The 18,340-nt window shown below is 37.5% G+C and carries 15 protein-coding genes; 14 read left to right on the top strand and 1 reads right to left on the bottom strand.

The window, feature by feature from the left end; all coding sequences use genetic code 11:
- Positions 1-13 precede the first annotated feature (13 nt).
- The 9 genes from flgL to GUA98_RS14255 all read left to right on the top strand — a co-directional run bounded on the left by flgL (position 14) and on the right by GUA98_RS14255 (position 6,690).
- Positions 14-934 carry a flagellar hook-associated protein FlgL gene (gene flgL / locus GUA98_RS14295; RefSeq protein ID WP_193723503.1) on the top strand — a complete coding sequence of 307 codons (921 nt, stop codon included), beginning with the start codon at positions 14-16 and terminating at the stop codon, positions 932-934.
- Between the two features lie 19 nt (positions 935-953).
- Entirely contained in the window at positions 954-1,523 is a 570-nt protein-coding gene (locus GUA98_RS14290; RefSeq protein WP_193723502.1) for a DUF6470 family protein, read from the top strand.
- Positions 1,524-1,628: 105 nt separating this feature from the next.
- Entirely contained in the window at positions 1,629-2,057 is a 429-nt protein-coding gene (gene fliW / locus GUA98_RS14285; protein WP_227779665.1) for a flagellar assembly protein FliW, read from the top strand.
- A gap of 1 nt (position 2,058) precedes the next feature.
- Positions 2,059-2,304 (top strand): carbon storage regulator CsrA, encoded by a 246-nt coding sequence (csrA, locus tag GUA98_RS14280; RefSeq protein WP_193723501.1) that lies wholly within the window; start codon positions 2,059-2,061, stop codon positions 2,302-2,304.
- A 144-nt stretch (positions 2,305-2,448) separates the two neighbouring features.
- Positions 2,449-3,816, top strand: coding sequence for a flagellin (locus GUA98_RS14275; protein ID WP_193723500.1), 1,368 nt, complete (start codon positions 2,449-2,451; stop codon positions 3,814-3,816).
- A 149-nt stretch (positions 3,817-3,965) separates the two neighbouring features.
- Positions 3,966-4,352 carry a flagellar protein FlaG gene (locus GUA98_RS14270; protein WP_193723499.1) on the top strand — a complete coding sequence of 129 codons (387 nt, stop codon included), beginning with the start codon at positions 3,966-3,968 and terminating at the stop codon, positions 4,350-4,352.
- A gap of 25 nt (positions 4,353-4,377) precedes the next feature.
- A complete protein-coding gene (gene fliD, locus GUA98_RS14265; RefSeq protein ID WP_193723498.1) occupies positions 4,378-5,925 on the top strand; it encodes a flagellar filament capping protein FliD in 1,548 nt (515 codons plus the stop codon).
- Between the two features lie 20 nt (positions 5,926-5,945).
- Complete coding sequence (gene fliS / locus GUA98_RS14260; RefSeq protein ID WP_193723497.1) at positions 5,946-6,356, top strand: flagellar export chaperone FliS; 411 nt, start codon at positions 5,946-5,948, stop codon at positions 6,354-6,356.
- Positions 6,349-6,690, top strand: a complete 342-nt coding sequence (locus GUA98_RS14255; RefSeq protein ID WP_193723496.1) for a flagellar protein FliT — start codon at positions 6,349-6,351, stop codon at positions 6,688-6,690. Before fliS ends, GUA98_RS14255 begins: the two co-directional genes overlap by 8 nt.
- Positions 6,691-6,959: 269 nt before the next feature.
- Here the strand turns inward: GUA98_RS14255 and GUA98_RS30290 are convergent, their stop codons facing one another.
- On the bottom strand, positions 6,960-7,112 hold the full coding sequence (locus tag GUA98_RS30290) for a helix-turn-helix domain-containing protein (protein WP_193723495.1): 153 nt from the start codon (positions 7,110-7,112) through the stop codon (positions 6,960-6,962).
- Positions 7,113-8,332: 1,220 nt separating this feature from the next.
- On the opposite strand from GUA98_RS30290, the gene GUA98_RS14245 reads away from it, so the two are divergent.
- The 5 genes from GUA98_RS14245 (at position 8,333) to GUA98_RS14225 (ending at position 18,335) form a co-directional block, all read left to right on the top strand.
- Positions 8,333-9,031, top strand: a complete 699-nt coding sequence (locus tag GUA98_RS14245) for an S-layer homology domain-containing protein (protein ID WP_193723494.1) — start codon at positions 8,333-8,335, stop codon at positions 9,029-9,031.
- A gap of 68 nt (positions 9,032-9,099) precedes the next feature.
- Positions 9,100-12,030 carry a glycosyltransferase gene (locus GUA98_RS14240; RefSeq protein WP_193723493.1) on the top strand — a complete coding sequence of 977 codons (2,931 nt, stop codon included), beginning with the start codon at positions 9,100-9,102 and terminating at the stop codon, positions 12,028-12,030.
- A gap of 16 nt (positions 12,031-12,046) precedes the next feature.
- Positions 12,047-12,910 (top strand): hypothetical protein, encoded by an 864-nt coding sequence (locus GUA98_RS14235; protein ID WP_193723492.1) that lies wholly within the window; start codon positions 12,047-12,049, stop codon positions 12,908-12,910.
- Positions 12,900-15,647 (top strand): glycosyltransferase, encoded by a 2,748-nt coding sequence (locus tag GUA98_RS14230; RefSeq protein ID WP_193723491.1) that lies wholly within the window; start codon positions 12,900-12,902, stop codon positions 15,645-15,647. Before GUA98_RS14235 ends, GUA98_RS14230 begins: the two co-directional genes overlap by 11 nt.
- A 15-nt stretch (positions 15,648-15,662) precedes the next feature.
- Entirely contained in the window at positions 15,663-18,335 is a 2,673-nt protein-coding gene (locus GUA98_RS14225) for an LTA synthase family protein (RefSeq protein ID WP_175394698.1), read from the top strand.
- Positions 18,336-18,340: the final 5 nt, after the last annotated feature.

Genomic DNA, 18,340 nt, shown 5'->3' with positions numbered 1-18,340 from the left:
GACATAAACGATCATGAGAATTACCAATAATATGTTGAGTTCACAACTGCTGTTGAATCTTAACCGTAATGCACAGCAGATGAACAATACCCAAACTCAGCTGGCGACAGGCCGGAAAATCAACAAACCCTCAGATGATCCAGTAGGAATCACATACTCCCTTCGTTATCGTGCGGAACTGTCATCTAATGAGCAGTATCAGAAAAACGTAGATAGTGCCGTATCATGGCTTGATTTTAACGATACGGTCATGAATCAAGCGGGAAGTGTAGTTCAGCGTCTGCGTGAATTGACAGTACAGGCATCGACGGGAACGAACCCTCAATCTGCACTGGACAGTATCAATGAAGAAGTGAAACAATTAAAAGAGCAATTAATCGACATTTCTAACAGTAAATTGAATGGTAAGTATATTTTCAACGGTGAAACCTATGATGTTAAGCCGTATGATTTCCCGACTAATCCTGACGGCTCTTTAGATACAACCAATGCAGCATCTGTTGTAACGGACAAGGGGAAAATCAATTTTATAGTGGGCGAAAGTGTACAGTTACCTATTAATGTAAGCGGAAATGAAGTATTTGGGACAGGTGCTGAAGATGACAATCTGTTTGTGATTGTGAATACAATTATGAAAGCATTAACGGATGGCAATCAGAAGGAACTGTCAGACCAACTTGACAACATTGACAGTCGAACAGATAAAATGTTAGCAATTCGTTCCGAAATTGGTGCCAAAACGAATAGAGTTGATTTGATGATGGGTCGTTTGGATGATTTGGGTATTAACTTGACTGATCTCCAATCAAAGGTTGAAGATGCGGATTATGCGGAATTATCCATGCAATCCAAAATTCAGGAAAATATTTATAATGCTTCCTTGTCAGCGGGTGCCAAAATTATTTCTCCATCTCTTGTTGACTTCCTAAGATAAAAAAAGGGGGAGCTAGCTTTTGAAGACCCTTCCTATAGTTCAGATTAGAACAACGCCATCTCTATTAAGTATTGATTCTGATCCGGGCCAGTTCTCCATTCGCCAGCCGAAAGCAGACGTCCAATTGAGTACCAGACCTGCCAAGCTAACGGTGGAAAGTCATCCAATTAGACTGAGTGTGGATCAGAGCAAGGCTTTTTCAGCCTATAATGGTGGCAATATGATTGATATGAATGCAAGAATATATTCAGGTATTCAGCAGCTCTTTCTTCAGAATATGGCTGATCGAGTTGAACAAGGAAATCAATTGGCTGCCATACACAAACCAGGCAATACGGTTGCAAATATTGTTGGCTCAGATTGGCAAGCAAAACCATTTCCAGAGATCAGGACACCAGCCTCGTTCGATAATGTAGAGACTCGGGTTGAAACACAGGCACCGGATATAAGCTTCCAACCTGCAGAATCGGAGATGAACGTCATTGTGAATAGACCTGAGATTGAGTATCAAAGAGGGAAACTTGATATCTATGTGAAGCAGTATGCATCAATTCAATTTACTCCGCCTGCCATAGATGTAGGATTCTAATTATTATAAAGTAGAGCTATAGACGGTCTTGATCTTAGACATCTATAGCTCTTTTTGCATAAATTCTTTGCCAAGGAGGCGTTTATTATCAATATTCATACAAGCATGTGGGGACAGCTGGAAATTAAAGAGGAAGATATTTATCAGTTTCCCAAAGGATTACCTGGATTTGAAGAAGAGACGAAATTTGCTGTCATTCCATGGGACGGTACACCTTTTAGTTATTTACAGTCATTAAAAGAACCAAATTTATCGTTTTTAATGGTGAGTCCATTTGTATTTGTACCGGATTATAGTTTTGAGCTAGGTGCGATAGATAAAGAAGAATTAGGAATCGTGGAGCAAGTTTCTGTATATTCCATGGTCACGATCCACTCCCAAACGAATAAATCAACAATGAATTTGCTCGCACCTGTTGTGCTTAATCCGGAACAACGTTTGGGTAAGCAGATCGTACTTCACAACTCTCCTTATGAAACTCGTCACCTCATCTGGAAAGAAGAAGATGCCAAATCTCCGAAGGGTGGAGTTTAAAATGCTAGTATTATCACGCAAAAAAGGCGAGTCCATTATCATTCAGGATCAAATTGAGGTAACTGTACTCGCAGTTGAGGGGGATACAGTTCGCATCGGGATCTCTGCACCCAAGCATATTGATATTTTTAGGCAGGAGATTTACGCTTCCATTCAAGAAGCTAATCGTGAGTCTGCTACACCTTTAGAAGCCGATATTGAAGCCTTTATGGAAAGACTGAGAAGTGCAGAAATAAAAAAAGATTAAAAAAATTCCAATTTGCTATAAACAGTTGTTCACCTTCCGTCGATATATAATTTAGACGCTGCTTCGGCAGGGCGGCCGACCTTAATGTCGCGGCGTTTACCACAAGGATGTGGAACTAACTTATCTTCAGGGAGGAAATATCAAATGATTATTAACCACAATATCGCAGCGATGAATACTCATCGTCAACTGTCCACTAACACAGCTAACACAAACAAAAATATCGAGAAACTGTCTTCCGGTCTTCGTATTAACCGTGCTGGTGACGACGCTGCTGGTTTGGCAATCTCCGAAAAAATGCGCGGTCAAATCCGTGGTCTGGATCAAGCTTCCCGTAATGCTCAAGATGGTATCTCTTTGATTCAAACTGCTGAGGGTGCATTGAACGAAACTCACTCCATCCTGCAACGTATGCGTGAACTTTCTGTTCAATCTTCCAATGATACTAATACAGATTCCGACCGTGCTGAGCTTCAAAAAGAGATCACACAATTAAAAGAAGAGATCGACAGAATCGGTGATACAACTGAGTTCAATACAAAAAAACTTTTGGATGGACGCTCTGGTAAAAATGCTTTGGTGACGGCTGAGACAGGTACTGGTGATCTTGCTAAAGTTATCTCCACTGGAGCTAACGCAATTGGAGGGACTTATGGCGGAATCACAATTGGAACAGCTGCTACTAAATCTGCCTATGCCAATGATGGTGCTGATGTAACTGCAGCAACATCGGTAGGAGAAACAAACTTAGTTTTGAATGGTGTAGATTTTACTTTTGCGAAGGATACCTCAGCTTCTGATGTTGCTGCTGCTATTAATGCAAAGTCCAAAGAAATTGGTTTCACTGCTACAGTTGCTGGTGCAAAAGTTACATTCGCTGCGAATGACTTTGGATCTGGCTATAAACTGACAGCAACAGGTACTGCTTCTTCTATTATTGGTGATGAGACTCTTGGGGTGAATGCGGTAGTAACTGGTGCACCTGCAGGTTCGACAGCAACAATTGAAGATGCAAAACATGGTTCAGTAGTAACATTTGTTGGTGGAGCACTGGATGGAACTAAAATTGACACGGCTGGAACTGCTGCAAATGACACCGTAGAATTAACTGTTGCTGACAATAGTCTTGATTTCCAAATTGGGGCTAATGCAGGCCAAAAAATTAATATTGCTATCCAAGATATGCGTTCTGGTGCACTTGGAGTTAATAACATCGATGTTAGCAATGCAACAACTGCTAGCGATTCTATTACTACCATTGACAATGCATTGAGCAAAGTATCTGGCGAACGTTCTAAATTGGGTGCTTACCAAAACCGTCTGGAACACACAATCAACAACTTGGGTGCTTCTTCCGAGAACCTCTCAGCTGCTGAATCCCGTGTTCGTGACGTAGACATGGCTAAAGAAATGATGAGCCAAACGAAGAACAACATTCTTGCACAAGCTGCACAAGCTATGTTGGCGCAAGCTAACCAACAACCACAAGGTGTTCTGCAATTGCTTCGTTAAGATTAACTTCTATAACAAAAAAGTCCCAGGCTTAAGCCTCGGGGCTTTTTTGTTATAGATTTATTAAAATCTTTTTTTGGATTTTTCTAATCAAGGATTTGGAAAAAACCGATATATAATTTAAATGAAAAGTCAGGGGTTGTCCAAAGATGAACTTTCAAATTTCTTTGCCTGCAGCTAATTCGGTTAAAAGTAACATCACAAATGTACAACAAGCTGATAGTTCTTTGAGGTCTGAGGCACAGATTGCTAATATAAAGAATGCCAAAGAAATGAGAAATAAAGAATTGCAGGGTGTTCAACTGACTCTTGGTCAGCAGCAGTTAATTCAAAATATAGAACGTGCTGTAAAGGCACTTGAAGGCCCTCAAACGACACTAGATATCAGTATTCATGAAAAGACTCATGATATCATGGTTAAAGTATTGAACAGAGAGACTGGAGAGATTATTCGTGAAGTACCTCCTGAGAAAACACTGGATCTAGTAGCAAATCTTATGGAGATCGCCGGTATTATAGTGGATGAAAAGATATAAATATTATAGATAAGGAGATGAGATAATGAGAATTAACGGATTTTCAGGTATGGATATTGATAGTATGGTAAAAAGCTTAATGACTGCCAAGAAGGCTCCATTGGATAAACTAAACCAACAAAAACAGTTACTTCAGTGGACACGTGATAGTTATCGCGAATTCAATAGTAAGCTTGTTGACTTTCGTACAAGTAAATTAATTGATAAGTATGGGGTCTCCTCTGCGTTAAATGTTCACAAGGCTGTAGTTACTGGCAATACAGATGCTGTTAAGGCAGAAGCCTTTGCTAATGCTACTGGAATTGATATGGAAGTGAAAGTGAATCAATTAGCAACTAAGGCTTCAGTTGAAACTAACGGGGTGGGACAAGGTGTTACTACTAAAACAACACTTGCCGAATTAGTTGCTAGTGGTAGTTCAACTACAGTAACAGAAGCTGATAAAGCTAAAGAATATAATTTTACAGTAAATGGAGTGAAATTCACAGATAAAGAAGGTAAGTCATTGTTTAACGGAGCGACCTCCATTGCAACAGTTATTTCAACTATTAATGGTAATAGCAAAGCGAATGTTATTGCCAGCTTTGACGAGATTACTGGTAAATTGATTATTAGCTCGAAAACAAGTGGCCAAGAAGGTAAGGTGGCACTTGGAACGGGAAGTGAAGAGAATACACTATTAGATGTTTTTAAAGGTATCAAACAAGTTGAGCTTAATGATGGTACACTCGTTAATACTAAGCCAGGAGTAAATGCAGTAGTTGAAATTAACGGAACTTTGATGGAGAAAAGCAGTAACATTTTTACTGTTAATGGTGTCCAACTTACTCTGTTGAATAAAAGTACTGTGGACAACCCTGTTTCAAAAATTAAGACACAGGTGGATTCTCAGAATGCCTTAGATTCAATTAAATCGTTGGTTGAGGATTACAACAATTTATTGGGGTTTTTGAACTCGAAGGTCTCCGAAGAAAAATATCGTGATTTTTTACCGTTAACAGATGAGCAAAAGGTAGAGATGAAAGAAGATGATATTACAAAGTGGACTGAGAAGGCTAAAAGTGGACTATTCAAGAATGATGATATACTGAGTTCTTTAATAACTGAAATGCGCTCAACCATAACTAGCCAATTAGGTCCACTAAGTTCAATAGGGATCACAACAGGCAAGTACTATGAGAACGGGAAACTTAAAATAGATGAAAAGAAACTTAAGGAAGCAATAGCCGATAATCCACAAAAGATTGTGGATATTCTACAAGGACCATTAAGTGCGCCTAATGAGGGTATTCTTGATAAACTCGCCGATAAAGTGAATGCGGCTTTAGACAAAATTTCATTAAAGGCAGGTACAGACAAGTTTTCTACAGATTTGAATAGTATTTACAAAGAAGAAAGTGTTATGGGTAAAAGGCTAAAGAACTATAACAAGCAAATAAAAGAGATGCAAACCCGATTAACCAGTGCTGAGGAACGATACTACAAACAATTTACAGCTATGGAAACAGCAATGAGTAAATACCAGTCTCAGTCGTCCAGTCTTCTTAGCAGTTTAGGTATGACTTCTCAATAATAGAGTAAAGGGTGAGACTTTTGATTAAATCTCCATATGACAAATACCGTCAATCCTCCGTTCAGACTTCAAATCCTGCGCAACTGGTCATTATGTTATATGACGGTGCGATTCGTTTTGCAAGAACGGCTATTGAAGGGTTGACACAAAAGGATCATGAAAAAGCTAGTCTTAATTTGGGGAAAGCACAGACAATCATAAGTGAGCTTATGAGTACATTGGATCGTTCCTATGATATTTCAAAAAACTTGTTCGCTCTGTATGAGTACACCAATTATCTGCTAGTAGAAGCCAATATCCGTAAAGATATAACGAAGGTTGAAGAGGCTGTAGGATATTTGGCTGAGCTTCGTGATACGTGGCTGCAAGCATCCAAAATTGTTGCAGGACAGGAAGTGCCACCTGTTTCTACGGAAAGTGCTCATGGATAGATTGACGTATATGACTCGGCTGCAGCGGCTAACGAGCACTATTATGGAAGAGTTATATGAAGCCGATTATGAGAACCTTGAAGCCTTTGTTGAGGAACGTCAGGTTATTATTGACGGACTCGTAGAGGAGTTTTCATCACAACCTGCAAGTTTATCTGAAAAGATGGAGATAGAACAACTTCTGGGCAATGATAACGAGATCGTAGCGCGTATGAATGTTCTTCGATTGGAAGCTCAAGACTGGCTCCATAAGCGTGGACAGGCTAAGACACAACGAAATGCCTATGAGTCCGGCTATACGCCAGATAGTTTTTTGATGGACAAAAAGAAATAATATTTTCACCAAGAAACCCTCATGTTTTACTTGAATCGAGAAGATCGCTTATTATGAATCAGGAATTTCAGTGAGTTGTTTGTTTTATATTTATATCTTGTGACAGATTGTCAAGCCAAGTGCGACAGTTCCTCTGTGAAAGATTCGTGAGCGGTTCTCCAACCCAAGCATGTTCGAGGCCAGTGGTTAATTGGATCCAGTGAGTGCGCGAGTTCTTCATCTTCTACTTGAGAGAAATCCGTGCCCTTGGGGTGGAACTCTCGGAGTAATTAGGGTTGCGATGGAACCGCGCGCCCGAGTTCACGGCAAATGGTCGAAAGATGCCTACCCAGCTCTTTTGCAATAGCGCGTGAACTTTTGCCTTGCCGGTGAAGGATTTCCAGCTTGCTGCGTTTGATTATGCTAAGATGTGCGTAGCTCACGGTGGCTTCTCCTTGTGTGAATGTGGTGTAGGAACCTTCATTTTACACGAATCCGGTCATGGGCCATTTCTTATTTATTCCCAGTGGGTGTCGAACTTCATATTACAATCCGTCTTGTAAAAAAGGGGTTTTACTATAATTCATAAAAAATGACTAGAGGCAGTCCTTTATTCCAATTTGTAAAACTAAAAAACCGTTCCTTGGTAAAATGGAGTACCACTCAACCATTTGAAAGGGGACGGTTTTTTTTGTACATCTTACCTACTATAGATCAAAACTTCATTCCAATAGATATGAAGACAGATATCCTTATAAAGTAGGGGGAACTAGGGTATGGAGGCAACAATCAGCATGGTGGGCAACTGACATTATAGATAAGAGAAGTCGATACATATTCAGTACTAAGGCCAAACGTTCACAGAGAGAAGTTATTCGATTTGGTAAGATATCATACACTAATTGAGCCCAAATCACTATCCTTGAGATAGAACTCTCGTAGTAACCCATTCGCATTTTCGTCGGAGCTTGATTTCGGGAAGAATACGGGGCAAAAATAAGCTGCAGGTTATGATAAACTCCAGACTCGCATTGAATGCAAGCACCTTTCCGCGGTCAGTGATGGCTGGGAGGCTGTTCCTGTGGGAGGCCGTGATCGCAGGCGGGCCATCGATACGCAAACGTTCTATAATTTGTTCTGGAAAAAAGAGTTGCCTAGAGTTTTTTTATCAAGGAAGTAACTGGAGGGTCTGACCATTCACCGGAGTAGATAGGAGTTTAACGGCTTTCCTGATAAGGGTTCAGGGCATCTAAAGGCTGATAAGGTTGCAATGAAACCATTCGCTCCAACTCACGACAATGGTTAAAATACGACTACCAGCTCTATTGCCATAATCCTCGAACTTTTTCCTTGTTTTTAGGGAGTTATGGTTTGCTGCCCGATTGTACTAAAAATGTGTAACTCATGCTGGATCTTTCTAGTGTGAATATGGCGTGGGGACCTTCATTCTATACAAATCAAGCGATGGTTTTTTTATTTAGTTCCAGAAGTTGTCGTATTTCATATTACAATTTGTCAAAAATTAAACAACCTTAAAAAAACCTTAAATTTAATGTAACTAATTGGGATTTTAATTGCGTTTTTACAGGAATATTATAGGAGGATATGTTACGATTACCTTGATGTTTCCACAAACATACATAGTAGAACTTGGGAGGATGGCATGTTGCAAAGAAAAAAGGATAAAATCACGAAGTATGTTCTTTCATCAACTCTTTTGGCGACTTCTTTGGCGGGGCAAGCATCTGTATATGCTGCTGATGAAAAAGTAGCACCTGATGTAACTCAGACTATAGTTAAAGAACTCATGAACAAGGGGATTTTAACTGGAAACCAAAATGGGGACATGAATCTGGATGGTAAATTGACTCGCATTCAAGTAGCGGCGATTTTAGCTAGATCTCTAAACCTCAAATTGTCTGACAACCCTGACATTAGCTTTAAGGATGTAAGCTCTGACAGTTGGGGGTTGAAATACATCCATGCTTTGGAGAAACTGGGTGTAATCACAGGTTCATCTGGCAAGTTCAGACCTAATGATATAATCACTAAAGAAGAGCTAGCTGTAATCTTGGTGCGTGTTACTCAAACAAGCATTGTTGGAAAAGGGGATAATCTCACATTCTCTGATAAAGACAGTGTTAGCCCTTGGGCGAGAGCTTATGTACAAGCTGCAATTGATGCTAAATTGCTTCCTCTTGACAGTGGCAAGTTCAACCCAAAAAAACAGGTAACTCGTAAAGAGGTAGCAGTAGTTACGGACAGTTTCATCAAAAATGAAAAATTTGAAGCTTACAAACAATCCGCTAACGATTTGCTCAACAAAGGAGAAAAAATCTCCAATAGTGACCCGTCTATTTAATTTAATCACCCCAAAGTTGCTACAATATGTAGCGACTTTGGGGTGATCCTGAAATATAGGGGGAACATATGTTTATTTCTGCTTGTATACTTACAAAGAATAACGAAGATACAATAGGTCTGGCTATAAGTAGTTTGATAAATCATGTAGATAGAGTAATTGTTGCAGATACAGGTTCGGATGATTCTACGGTTTTAATTGCTTCGGAACTAGGAGCAGAAGTTCATTCTTTTTCTTGGTGTGATGATTTTTCGGAAGCAAGAAATTTTTGTCTTCAATTAGTCCGAAATGACAACTGGGTTTTATGGTTAGATTCAGATGAAGAATTTGTCTGGTCAAATGACGTTAGTTTTAAAGGTTGGTTACAGGACAAGTTCTTTAATTCAACGGATGTACTTTTGCTTGAAGTAAGACATATACGAACCGGAGAGCCACAGGAAGTGATGGCTCTTACTCATGCGGAAAGATTGTTTTCACCAATGTTCTTTCGATATACAGGGAGCGTACATGAGAATATAATTTGTGTTGCAGAAGATGGTTTTCAGAAAACAGTTCAAAACTGTCCATATGCTTGGGTAATACATTCTGGATACTCTCCCGAATTTCAAGAGCGAAAGCATCAAAGAAATATGGCACTTTTAAAAAATGAATTAACTAAGAACCCCTCTAATCCATTAACTTTCAGATACATAGCCAATGAGGCTTATAATTCTGGTGATTACAATCAGAGTCTCCTGAACGCTTCAAAGGCCTTGGAGTTGATCCCACTTACTGGAACATACAGTAGAGCACAATCCTACTTTTATAGTATCATGTCCAACGTACACTTAAACAAAACAAATGAAGCTCGGGAAATGATAGAACGTTGTATTGCTGAACTCCCTCATTACTCGGACCCGTATTGTATTGCTGGAGAATTATGCTTTAGTCAGTCACTTTGGGAAGAAGCTCTAGAATGGTATGACTCATGGTTTGATTCAGTAAAACAGGAAAAACAAATGTTTCCTGACTATTTTATATCACAAAGAAAACAAATATATAAACGAAGACAAGAGTCTTATAGAAATTTAAATGGGAGTATATCTATGAAAGAGGTAAAGGATATGAATCTGTCAATTTTGATTACTTACCCTGAACTAGAATATGATTGGGAAGAGTTAGTCCTTCACATTAAGGAGAAGCTAAGAGATGTAAATTATCATATTGGGGTATGGTGTGATAAGAAATTCCAAGTCGATCAACAGATTAAGTTGTTATGGAGAGAAAATAAAATTCAAACTTTTTATGAAGCGGACTGGCAAAAAACAGTTTCCAGTTTTGTGAAAAAGAATAACACTCAGTACTTATGGAAATGGGAAGCTAACGAACGATTAACATCAGACTTTAACTTAGAAACATTTACCCATCATATTAATAATTATAAAAATGAGGTCGTTATAAATAGATTTTCTGAACGAGTAGGCTGTTCGTGGCAGGAAAAACGTATATGGGATGTAAGCCATACTGAATATAACGATTTTAGAGTAGAAAAAAACTCCTTGTATAATGGAGATAACTATCACGAAAACATGATTGCTTTAGAAAAACCCCTCATGGTCCCCAAAGAGCGACAGAAGCATTATATTGAGAGAGTCTCAATGGAGTCTGGATTCAATAGAATGTTGACAAACTTTGGGTGTCAGAGGTATGAAGAAGTAATTAAACAATCAACTGCTAGTGAAGAGGATTTTTGGATATCCTCTCAATTTTTCAAAGCACTTGCTTATATTTGTCTGGAGCAAATTGATGAAGCAGCAAATATTGTTTATGACATGATAGATAATGATTTAACAGATAAAGATGTTTTTGATTTTATTTATCTACACAGTAAGCTTGCGCAAAATGTAACGGTTGATGAAATGAAAAAGGACTCAATACAATTATTAACAGACGTGCTTGAATCGAATCCTATTATTGAGACAAAGCACCTAAAGATTCTGGAGACTCATTGGTGGGCACAGACAGGAGAGCTGTATTGGCAAATAGGTGACGTGGATCAAGCCATTAAGTCCTTTCGTCAAAGTCTGGAAGTTTCTTCGTTTAAAAACTTGGAGTGCGCATATCGTTTAGTCGAGGTAATCCAAATGCAATTCAAAGATGATGGTATTGACACGGTTGTACGAACCATATTAGGGGTGTTCCAAGATTCTCCTAATGGTAAATCAGTTTTAGGACTAATGTTTGATTATTTAAATCTCCAAGAATGGGCTTTATTGTTTAAGAGGGAAGATATCACTACCGCTTTGGATATCTCCGCTATTGAAAAAGATAACTTGGTGAGTATCATTCTACCTGTTTACAATGATACCCATTACTTGTCTGAAAGCATTAGGAGTATACTCTCGCAAAGTTACGTTAATTTGGAGTTGATTATCATTGACGATGGATCAACTGATGATGTCAAGAAATATGTTGATAGATATAAATATGATAGTAGAATTAAATACTTTAGAATAAAGAATAATTCAGGAATTCCTAGCGCAATAAATTACGGGATCACTAAAGCTGTTGGATCCATTATGGCATGGACATCAGCTGACAATTTCACTCACTCGAGATGGGTAGAAAAAATGGTTTTAAGACTGGAGAGCGAGCCGACGGCAGTGGCTGCTTACTCTTCATATTATCATGTGGATGAGGACGGAATCATTATTGGTACTAAAAAGGAACCCTACTATAAACTTAATGGATTACAGAATAGTGGGCCTTCATTTTTTTGGAGAACGAGAATACTACGTAAGTCAGGGGTTTTTGACGAATCACTATTTGGGATAGAAGATAGAGATTTTGCTATCAGAATTGCACTGCAAGGTAAAATTATTTATCATTCCGAACCCCTCTATTACTACAGAATTCATGAAGGATCTCTTTCGTCCAAAATTGAATTGGGCAGTCATGGTGGTTGGAACGAGTTACATGAGAAGTTGAAGAAAAAGTGGATATATCTGAGTTTTGTTTAACCAGGGGGTAAGTTAGTTGATTAATCAAATGAATATTGATGCTATCAGAGATGAACGTTTAAATCAGGAACATTTGGAGATTCAATTAGAAAATTTGAAATCTGTATATAAAAAAAAGACATTCGATATTTTTAAACTAGAAAAGCAAACGGAAGCGATTCTTGAGAATTTAACCAACATCGATCTGGAAATTAATGGTTATATGCAGGAATTGCAGATATTACAAGTTCAGATTGATAGTATGGAAATTTCTTTAAATAATGCTAGATCCCAGGTTCCATTCGAAAATGATTATTTAAATAGAAAGAGTTATTATCAAGCAGCATACGAATCGGTTGACCCTGAATGTTTTAACCTAATTGGATTAGAAAATGAAAAACTTATGAAGGTCCTTATCTCATTGGATGGATTGGATTTCCAAATAAAGAGAGCTAGTGAACTAATGGAGGATTTGGCTGAGAGAGAGTATGTATGTTTTCATTTTGAAAGGGATATAGAAAATGATGTTGAGCGCATTTCAAAAAATAACTATGCATATAAAAGCGAAGTTCAACTATTAAGTTGGTTAAAATCAATAGACATCGTACCTCTAATATTGGTGAATTCTGTACAGCAAACAGCATTGCTAGATTTGATTGACAAAAAGTATATTTGGTATGACATATGTAATGATGGCGACTTATTGTGGGGGGAACAAGCAACTTCCAAAATGAAACATTTTGAGTTGCTCGAAGTTGCGGATATGGTTACGTACTCTAATCGAAGGTGGAAGAGATACACTCTCTCAAGAAATGATTCAATGGTATGGAAACCTTGTGAAGGATCCTATGAAGTGTTGACTAAAATGATTTTTGGGGAGTCCTTCAATCATGATAAATAAAAACAGTGCTAAACCATACTCAATCATTCGTCAGGAAATTAACAGTGTGCAAGCAGCTTTACAGCAGATGGAACTTATTAAAGAAAATCAGCAGATGAAACTGGAAAGCTTGAATTCGGAATTTTTAAACCGTGAAATAACGGTCATTGAAAAGAAAGCAGCTATCGAGCAGCTGAATGAAAGAGTGACTACTCAAAATTATGAGCTAGCAAAATATGATTTGTTATATTATACAGAGTATAATGCGCAGTATAAATATTATAAAACAGTTGTTGAGTCTCCCATCTCTGAAGAAGCAATTCAAATAATTAAGATTATACAGAAATATGAATATACTGGGATTGTAGTGTACCCTAATGCTGTACATTGGAATCCAGTACAAAGACCACAGCAAATGATGTTGGATTTGGCTAAGCGAGGATACCTTTGTTTCTTTTGCGATACATCGCAGAGTATTGACATACATAAGGAGCAAGAGGGGATGTATGTTATATCCAATCAGGGTCATCTGCTTCAAGCGCTACAAACGTATCATGTGTTAGTATTGAATTCTTGGTTGATGCAAAATGCCTGGATTGAGCATTTGCCTCATAAAACAATTTGGTATGACGTTTTAGATCGGGTTGATTTTTTCTCGTTCTATGATAAAGGTATGTTAGCGGCACATTATCAAAATCTATATGAAGCCGATATTGTTACGTACTCAGCACAAGCCTTATCAGAATATGTCTCTAAACGCAAAGATGCAGTGTATCTACCTAACGCTGTGAATTTTGAAGATTTTGTTATAATAAATCAAAAAAATGTTATGCCTGAAGATCTATCACCTTTAATAGATGGAACAAGCAAGATCATTGGTTATTATGGTGCAATTGAAGAATGGTTTGACGTTGAACTCATATCAAAATTGGCGAATCAGAAAAACATTAAAATTATTTTGATTGGTTATTGCGGCCTGACTGAGATCGAATTTCCGGAAAATGTACATCTATTGGGACCAAAACCATATTCAGAACTGAAGCAATATACTACATTTTTTGATGCAATGATTATACCTTTTTTGGTAAATGATCTTACAAATGCGGTTTCCCCTGTAAAGTTTTTTGAATACTGTGCAATAGGTAAACCTATTATTACTACCCCTATTGCGGAAGTATTGCAGTACGAGGGACCTGGTATCACTTTAGTGAATACGGATGAGTTTGTATCTTTGGAACCCTCGTTTTGGAGAATGGAATCGAACGCAATCCATCACTTGCGCAAGATTGCCCGAGAAAATCAGTGGAACCAAAGAACGTCGACTGTTTTGGATGTTTTAGAGAAAATACCAGCATTTCTACCCGTTCTTGCTAATAGGGTTTATGACAAAACACAAGTTAATGTATTTGCAGCTACATTTTTGGATTACAAAGGAGAAAACTATTATTCAGGTGGAGCGGAACGCTATCTAGTAGACCTTCATGAGGTGTGTGAAGATTTGGGGTTGAAACTGAACATTTATCAATATGGAAACTTTTCATGGTACCGTAAATACAAGGATATAGATGTGTATAGCTTAGGCCATGAAATGCTAGATATGGATGAATTCACCATGGAAAATCTCTTATCTTTTAGTCGGAGATTTGATTATATGGCTAAAGGGCATTCCATGTTGAATATTTATTCTGCTTTTTTTCAATCCTATCCTAATATAGCACATCCTAGTATAGGGATCAGTCACGGGGTTGCGTGGGACTCTCCGCATAGCCAGTTTGAAAATGGTACTCAGTTCTGGAATGTTAATGAGAGATATATTCAGAGTGCAAATGATCTGCAAAAAGTTGTATCAGTGGATACTAATACAGCTAATTGGTTCCAAACCGTTTCATATGGCACCTCCTTAAAAATAGAAACAATACCTAATTACGTGGATCGAACTGAATTCTTTCCGGTGCAGAGGAAAGAAGATGGGAAAATAAGAATTGTATATCCGCGAAGGCTTTATAGACCACGAGGTTTATATATCACTCTTGCTATCGTTGATAACATATTAAATGATTATCCTAATGCAGAGTTTCATTTCGTAGGAAAAGGATTTCCGGAAGACTTGCAAGCAATATATGACAAGATGGAGCAATGGACGGGAAGAATATATTGTTATCATAGTGAACCTGAGGATATGCACGCTGTGTATAAGAAAGCAGATATTGTATTGATCCCCACCCTATACAGTGAAGGTACCAGTCTATCTTGTTTAGAAGCTTGTGCAACGGGGAATGCAGTAATTGCTACCCGGGTAGGTGGGCTCACAGATATCATTATTGACCATCATAACGGGTTGCTGATTCACCCAGACCAAGCTTCACTTGAGAAAGCTGTAAGAACTTGTTTGGATAACCCTGAACTAATGAAAAAAATTGGTGAGAATGCTATTGAAGTCTCCAAAGCGTTTAATAAAGATATTTGGAAAAAACGTTGGAAAGATGTAGTTAAAGAGTTGCTTCAGGAACAAGGAGTGGAATGGGATCATAATTCAGCAGGTAATTCAAAAAATGAGATAATTGAGATTGTAATCGGTCCAAATGTAAGACAAAGTAAATGGTTTCCATATGTTATACAGTGCTTGAAGCAAGGGATGAAAGTCTTTATAAGATCGGGACAAAAACCGGAGTTGGATCTTAATTTTGCAAGAATACAGTGGCTACCTCTAGATGCTGAAGTTTATTTTGAGCCAGACGTTGTGAAGAAGTTTGTTTAGAGAAAGGGAATGTATATGTCCTCTTTGATCATTTCTGTTTTAGTGTTTGTTTGGCATTTTTCTTGGAATTTAACGATTAATAAAGCGTTAGGCCACAAAACTCTATCATGGGTTCATATACTACTTATGAGCCTACTGATAGGATTGTTATCTGAATCTGTTTACCAACTGAGTAAGGTTTCACTGCTTGTTGTGATTTCATTTTTTAGTTTGCTTTATTATATTAATTTAATTCATGTTCGTTTTTTCGGACATCTGATTCCTTGGGTCCAGATAAAGGAGTTTTTCTCAAAGAACAAAACTACTGCCGCAGGCGGAGATATGTTAGTTCAGGCACTCAAAGGATTAATGAAATCTGTTGATTTGATTCTTTTATTTGTTTATGTCATCACTGCGACAGGTATCATATTTTTTAAGGCAGAAGTTATTATTTCAGTTTATAGCATTGTGGCGATAAATATTGTGTTAGTTTCACTTATCATCCTTACATGTCTTAAATACAGGGAGATTAAAGAAGGAAGAGTTAATCCTTACTTATTTGGTGTGTTCTTTTCTTATTATTTCGCATATTTGAATGAGCAGAAGAGGAAGGAACAGCACGAAAACCTATTTAAAATGTTTGAAGAAGAAAAGGATCATGATACGAATTTCGAAGAATCGCAACAAAAGGAAGAAAGACAAAAAGATGAGTTTTTCGGAAAGTGGAAGGGTAAAAATGTGATTCTTATACAATTAGAATCATTCCAGCAGTTCCTTATTCATCACAAGGTTAACGGTCAAGAAGTAACGCCATTTCTTAATCGCATGGCTCGTGAAAATATACAATTTACAGAAGTATACAGCCAATTTGCTATGGGACATACTGTCGATGCGGAGTTTGCGGCTTTGCATTCGTTATATCCATTGAAGAATGAGATTATTAATTTTAAACACTTTGATAAGAAGTACCGTGGTCTAGCACATATTTTTAAGGAAAATAATTATGAGACCGCGGCACTTCACGGGTTTAAAGGCGATTTTTATAATCGAAGAATTATGATGAAAACTCACGGATTTGATTCCTTCTATGCAGAAGAGGATTTCAATTCTTCAGAAAGGGCCTCTACCTGGATGTCTGACAGTTCTTTTTTTAAACAATCTGTCGATAAAATTAAAAACATGAAAGAACCATTTTTCTCATTTATGATAAGTTTAACCTCACATTTTCCTTTTGAATTGGAACAGAAATACTGGGGGCTGAAGTTAGAAAAGGATCAGACTAATTTCATGTCTCGATATTATCAGAGTGCCAACTATACTGATCGGGCACTAGAGCACTTTTATAATCAGTTAGTTAAGGAAGGGTTACACAAAAACACAGTGTTTGCTTTTTACGGGGATCATGAGGGAGTAACACTGGAGAATCTCCCAGAGTTATTTGACATCTTAGAATTTGAGCAAATGAACATTTTGAAGACTGTTAATCAACAAAGAGCGGCTAAAGTACCTTTTATTTTATCAACAGCCGATCCGGATCAGGTCATAAATCTTTCTTCGCCTAAAATTGGTAGCACATTGGATATAAGTCAAACCTTGCTTCATTTAATGGGACTACCAGAAATCTCTTATGCAATGGGAGAAAGTTTATTTACATCATCTCCGAACAGAACAATCCCGTTAATACAGTTTCCTTTGGGATCATTTGTATCCAAGGATTTTTTCTGCTACGCTTCTTCCTCTGGAAATTATAGTGAAAGCACCTTTTTTGATCGTAAAATAAACAGAATGATATTACCGGTATCTGGAGAAAAAGAAAAGCAATTTGATTTTAGCAAACAACAAATTATTAAGTCAGAGTATCTGATCACAGGGGATCTTCTTATAGGTAACCAATCTGAGAAGGAGGGTGACGATGGGTATGTAATAGATCTCAATTCTAAATTAGAAGAACTCTTATCCATCGCAGATCATGAAGCTATCATAATACCAGTGTCCAGAAACCTGGAAATGATCTATACAAGACAAACAAAGGATAATCCTTCAGTTCTGCACAACCTTGAGAAATATTATTTTAAACAAACAAATCGTAATGTTAAGTTTTTCTCAACAATCAATTTTGAAAATAATATTAAAGATATTTTTTTTGAAGACCCTCAGTACATTGATCTTATACGAGATAAAGGATATTTTGTTGATCATGCCTTATCGATCTCATTGGAGAGTTTCCTAGATAATTTGCCTGATGATGTTTGTATTGTAGTTACTGCCAAGGATGATGCTTCTAATCAAATTAATGAGGCATATCACAGCAAGGTCGAAAAATTTGGAATATCAAAATTGAAAAAAGGTCTTAATTACCGCTTTAGCTACATTAATCTGATCTATAAGAATAAGGGGTTTACTTCATTTTTTGAAGAAGGGTCAATTACGGCATTGGAACTTCATTTGAATAAAAATCAGTTCTTTAATGGATTCTATATTCCTTTTAATCTTAGTGCTATTAGTAAGGGGGCACTTGTTGGAAATCGCTCTGAAATCAATGTTAATGGTGTTCCCTATAGTTTAAATATGCGTGGCTTGAATATTGTGGTTGTAGATATGAAGACATCAAAAATATTAAAATCGGTTCGTGCTGACACATATTCAAATACAACAGTGAATAATGGAATGTATAGGGCTACTAAAAGTGAAGCAGTAGATGGGGGTTAAGGATC

This window comes from Paenibacillus sp. P13VS, from assembly GCF_015143645.1.
Taxonomy (GTDB): Bacteria; Bacillota; Bacilli; order Paenibacillales; family Paenibacillaceae; genus Paenibacillus; species Paenibacillus xylanilyticus_A.
This window is presented reverse-complemented; position numbering and strand designations above follow the sequence as displayed.

Coding starts and splice junctions, on each gene's coding strand:
- flgL (WP_193723503.1), top strand. CDS start 14: ATGAGAATTACCAATAATATGTTGAGTTCACAACTGCTGTTGAATCTT.
- GUA98_RS14245 (WP_193723494.1), top strand. CDS start 8,333: ATGTTGCAAAGAAAAAAGGATAAAATCACGAAGTATGTTCTTTCATCA.
- fliD (WP_193723498.1), top strand. CDS start 4,378: ATGAGAATTAACGGATTTTCAGGTATGGATATTGATAGTATGGTAAAA.
- GUA98_RS14230 (WP_193723491.1), top strand. CDS start 12,900: ATGATAAATAAAAACAGTGCTAAACCATACTCAATCATTCGTCAGGAA.
- GUA98_RS14240 (WP_193723493.1), top strand. CDS start 9,100: ATGTTTATTTCTGCTTGTATACTTACAAAGAATAACGAAGATACAATA.
- fliW (WP_227779665.1), top strand. CDS start 1,629: ATGTGGGGACAGCTGGAAATTAAAGAGGAAGATATTTATCAGTTTCCC.
- GUA98_RS14275 (WP_193723500.1), top strand. CDS start 2,449: ATGATTATTAACCACAATATCGCAGCGATGAATACTCATCGTCAACTG.
- GUA98_RS14225 (WP_175394698.1), top strand. CDS start 15,663: ATGTCCTCTTTGATCATTTCTGTTTTAGTGTTTGTTTGGCATTTTTCT.
- GUA98_RS14270 (WP_193723499.1), top strand. CDS start 3,966: ATGAACTTTCAAATTTCTTTGCCTGCAGCTAATTCGGTTAAAAGTAAC.
- GUA98_RS14255 (WP_193723496.1), top strand. CDS start 6,349: ATGGATAGATTGACGTATATGACTCGGCTGCAGCGGCTAACGAGCACT.
- csrA (WP_193723501.1), top strand. CDS start 2,059: ATGCTAGTATTATCACGCAAAAAAGGCGAGTCCATTATCATTCAGGAT.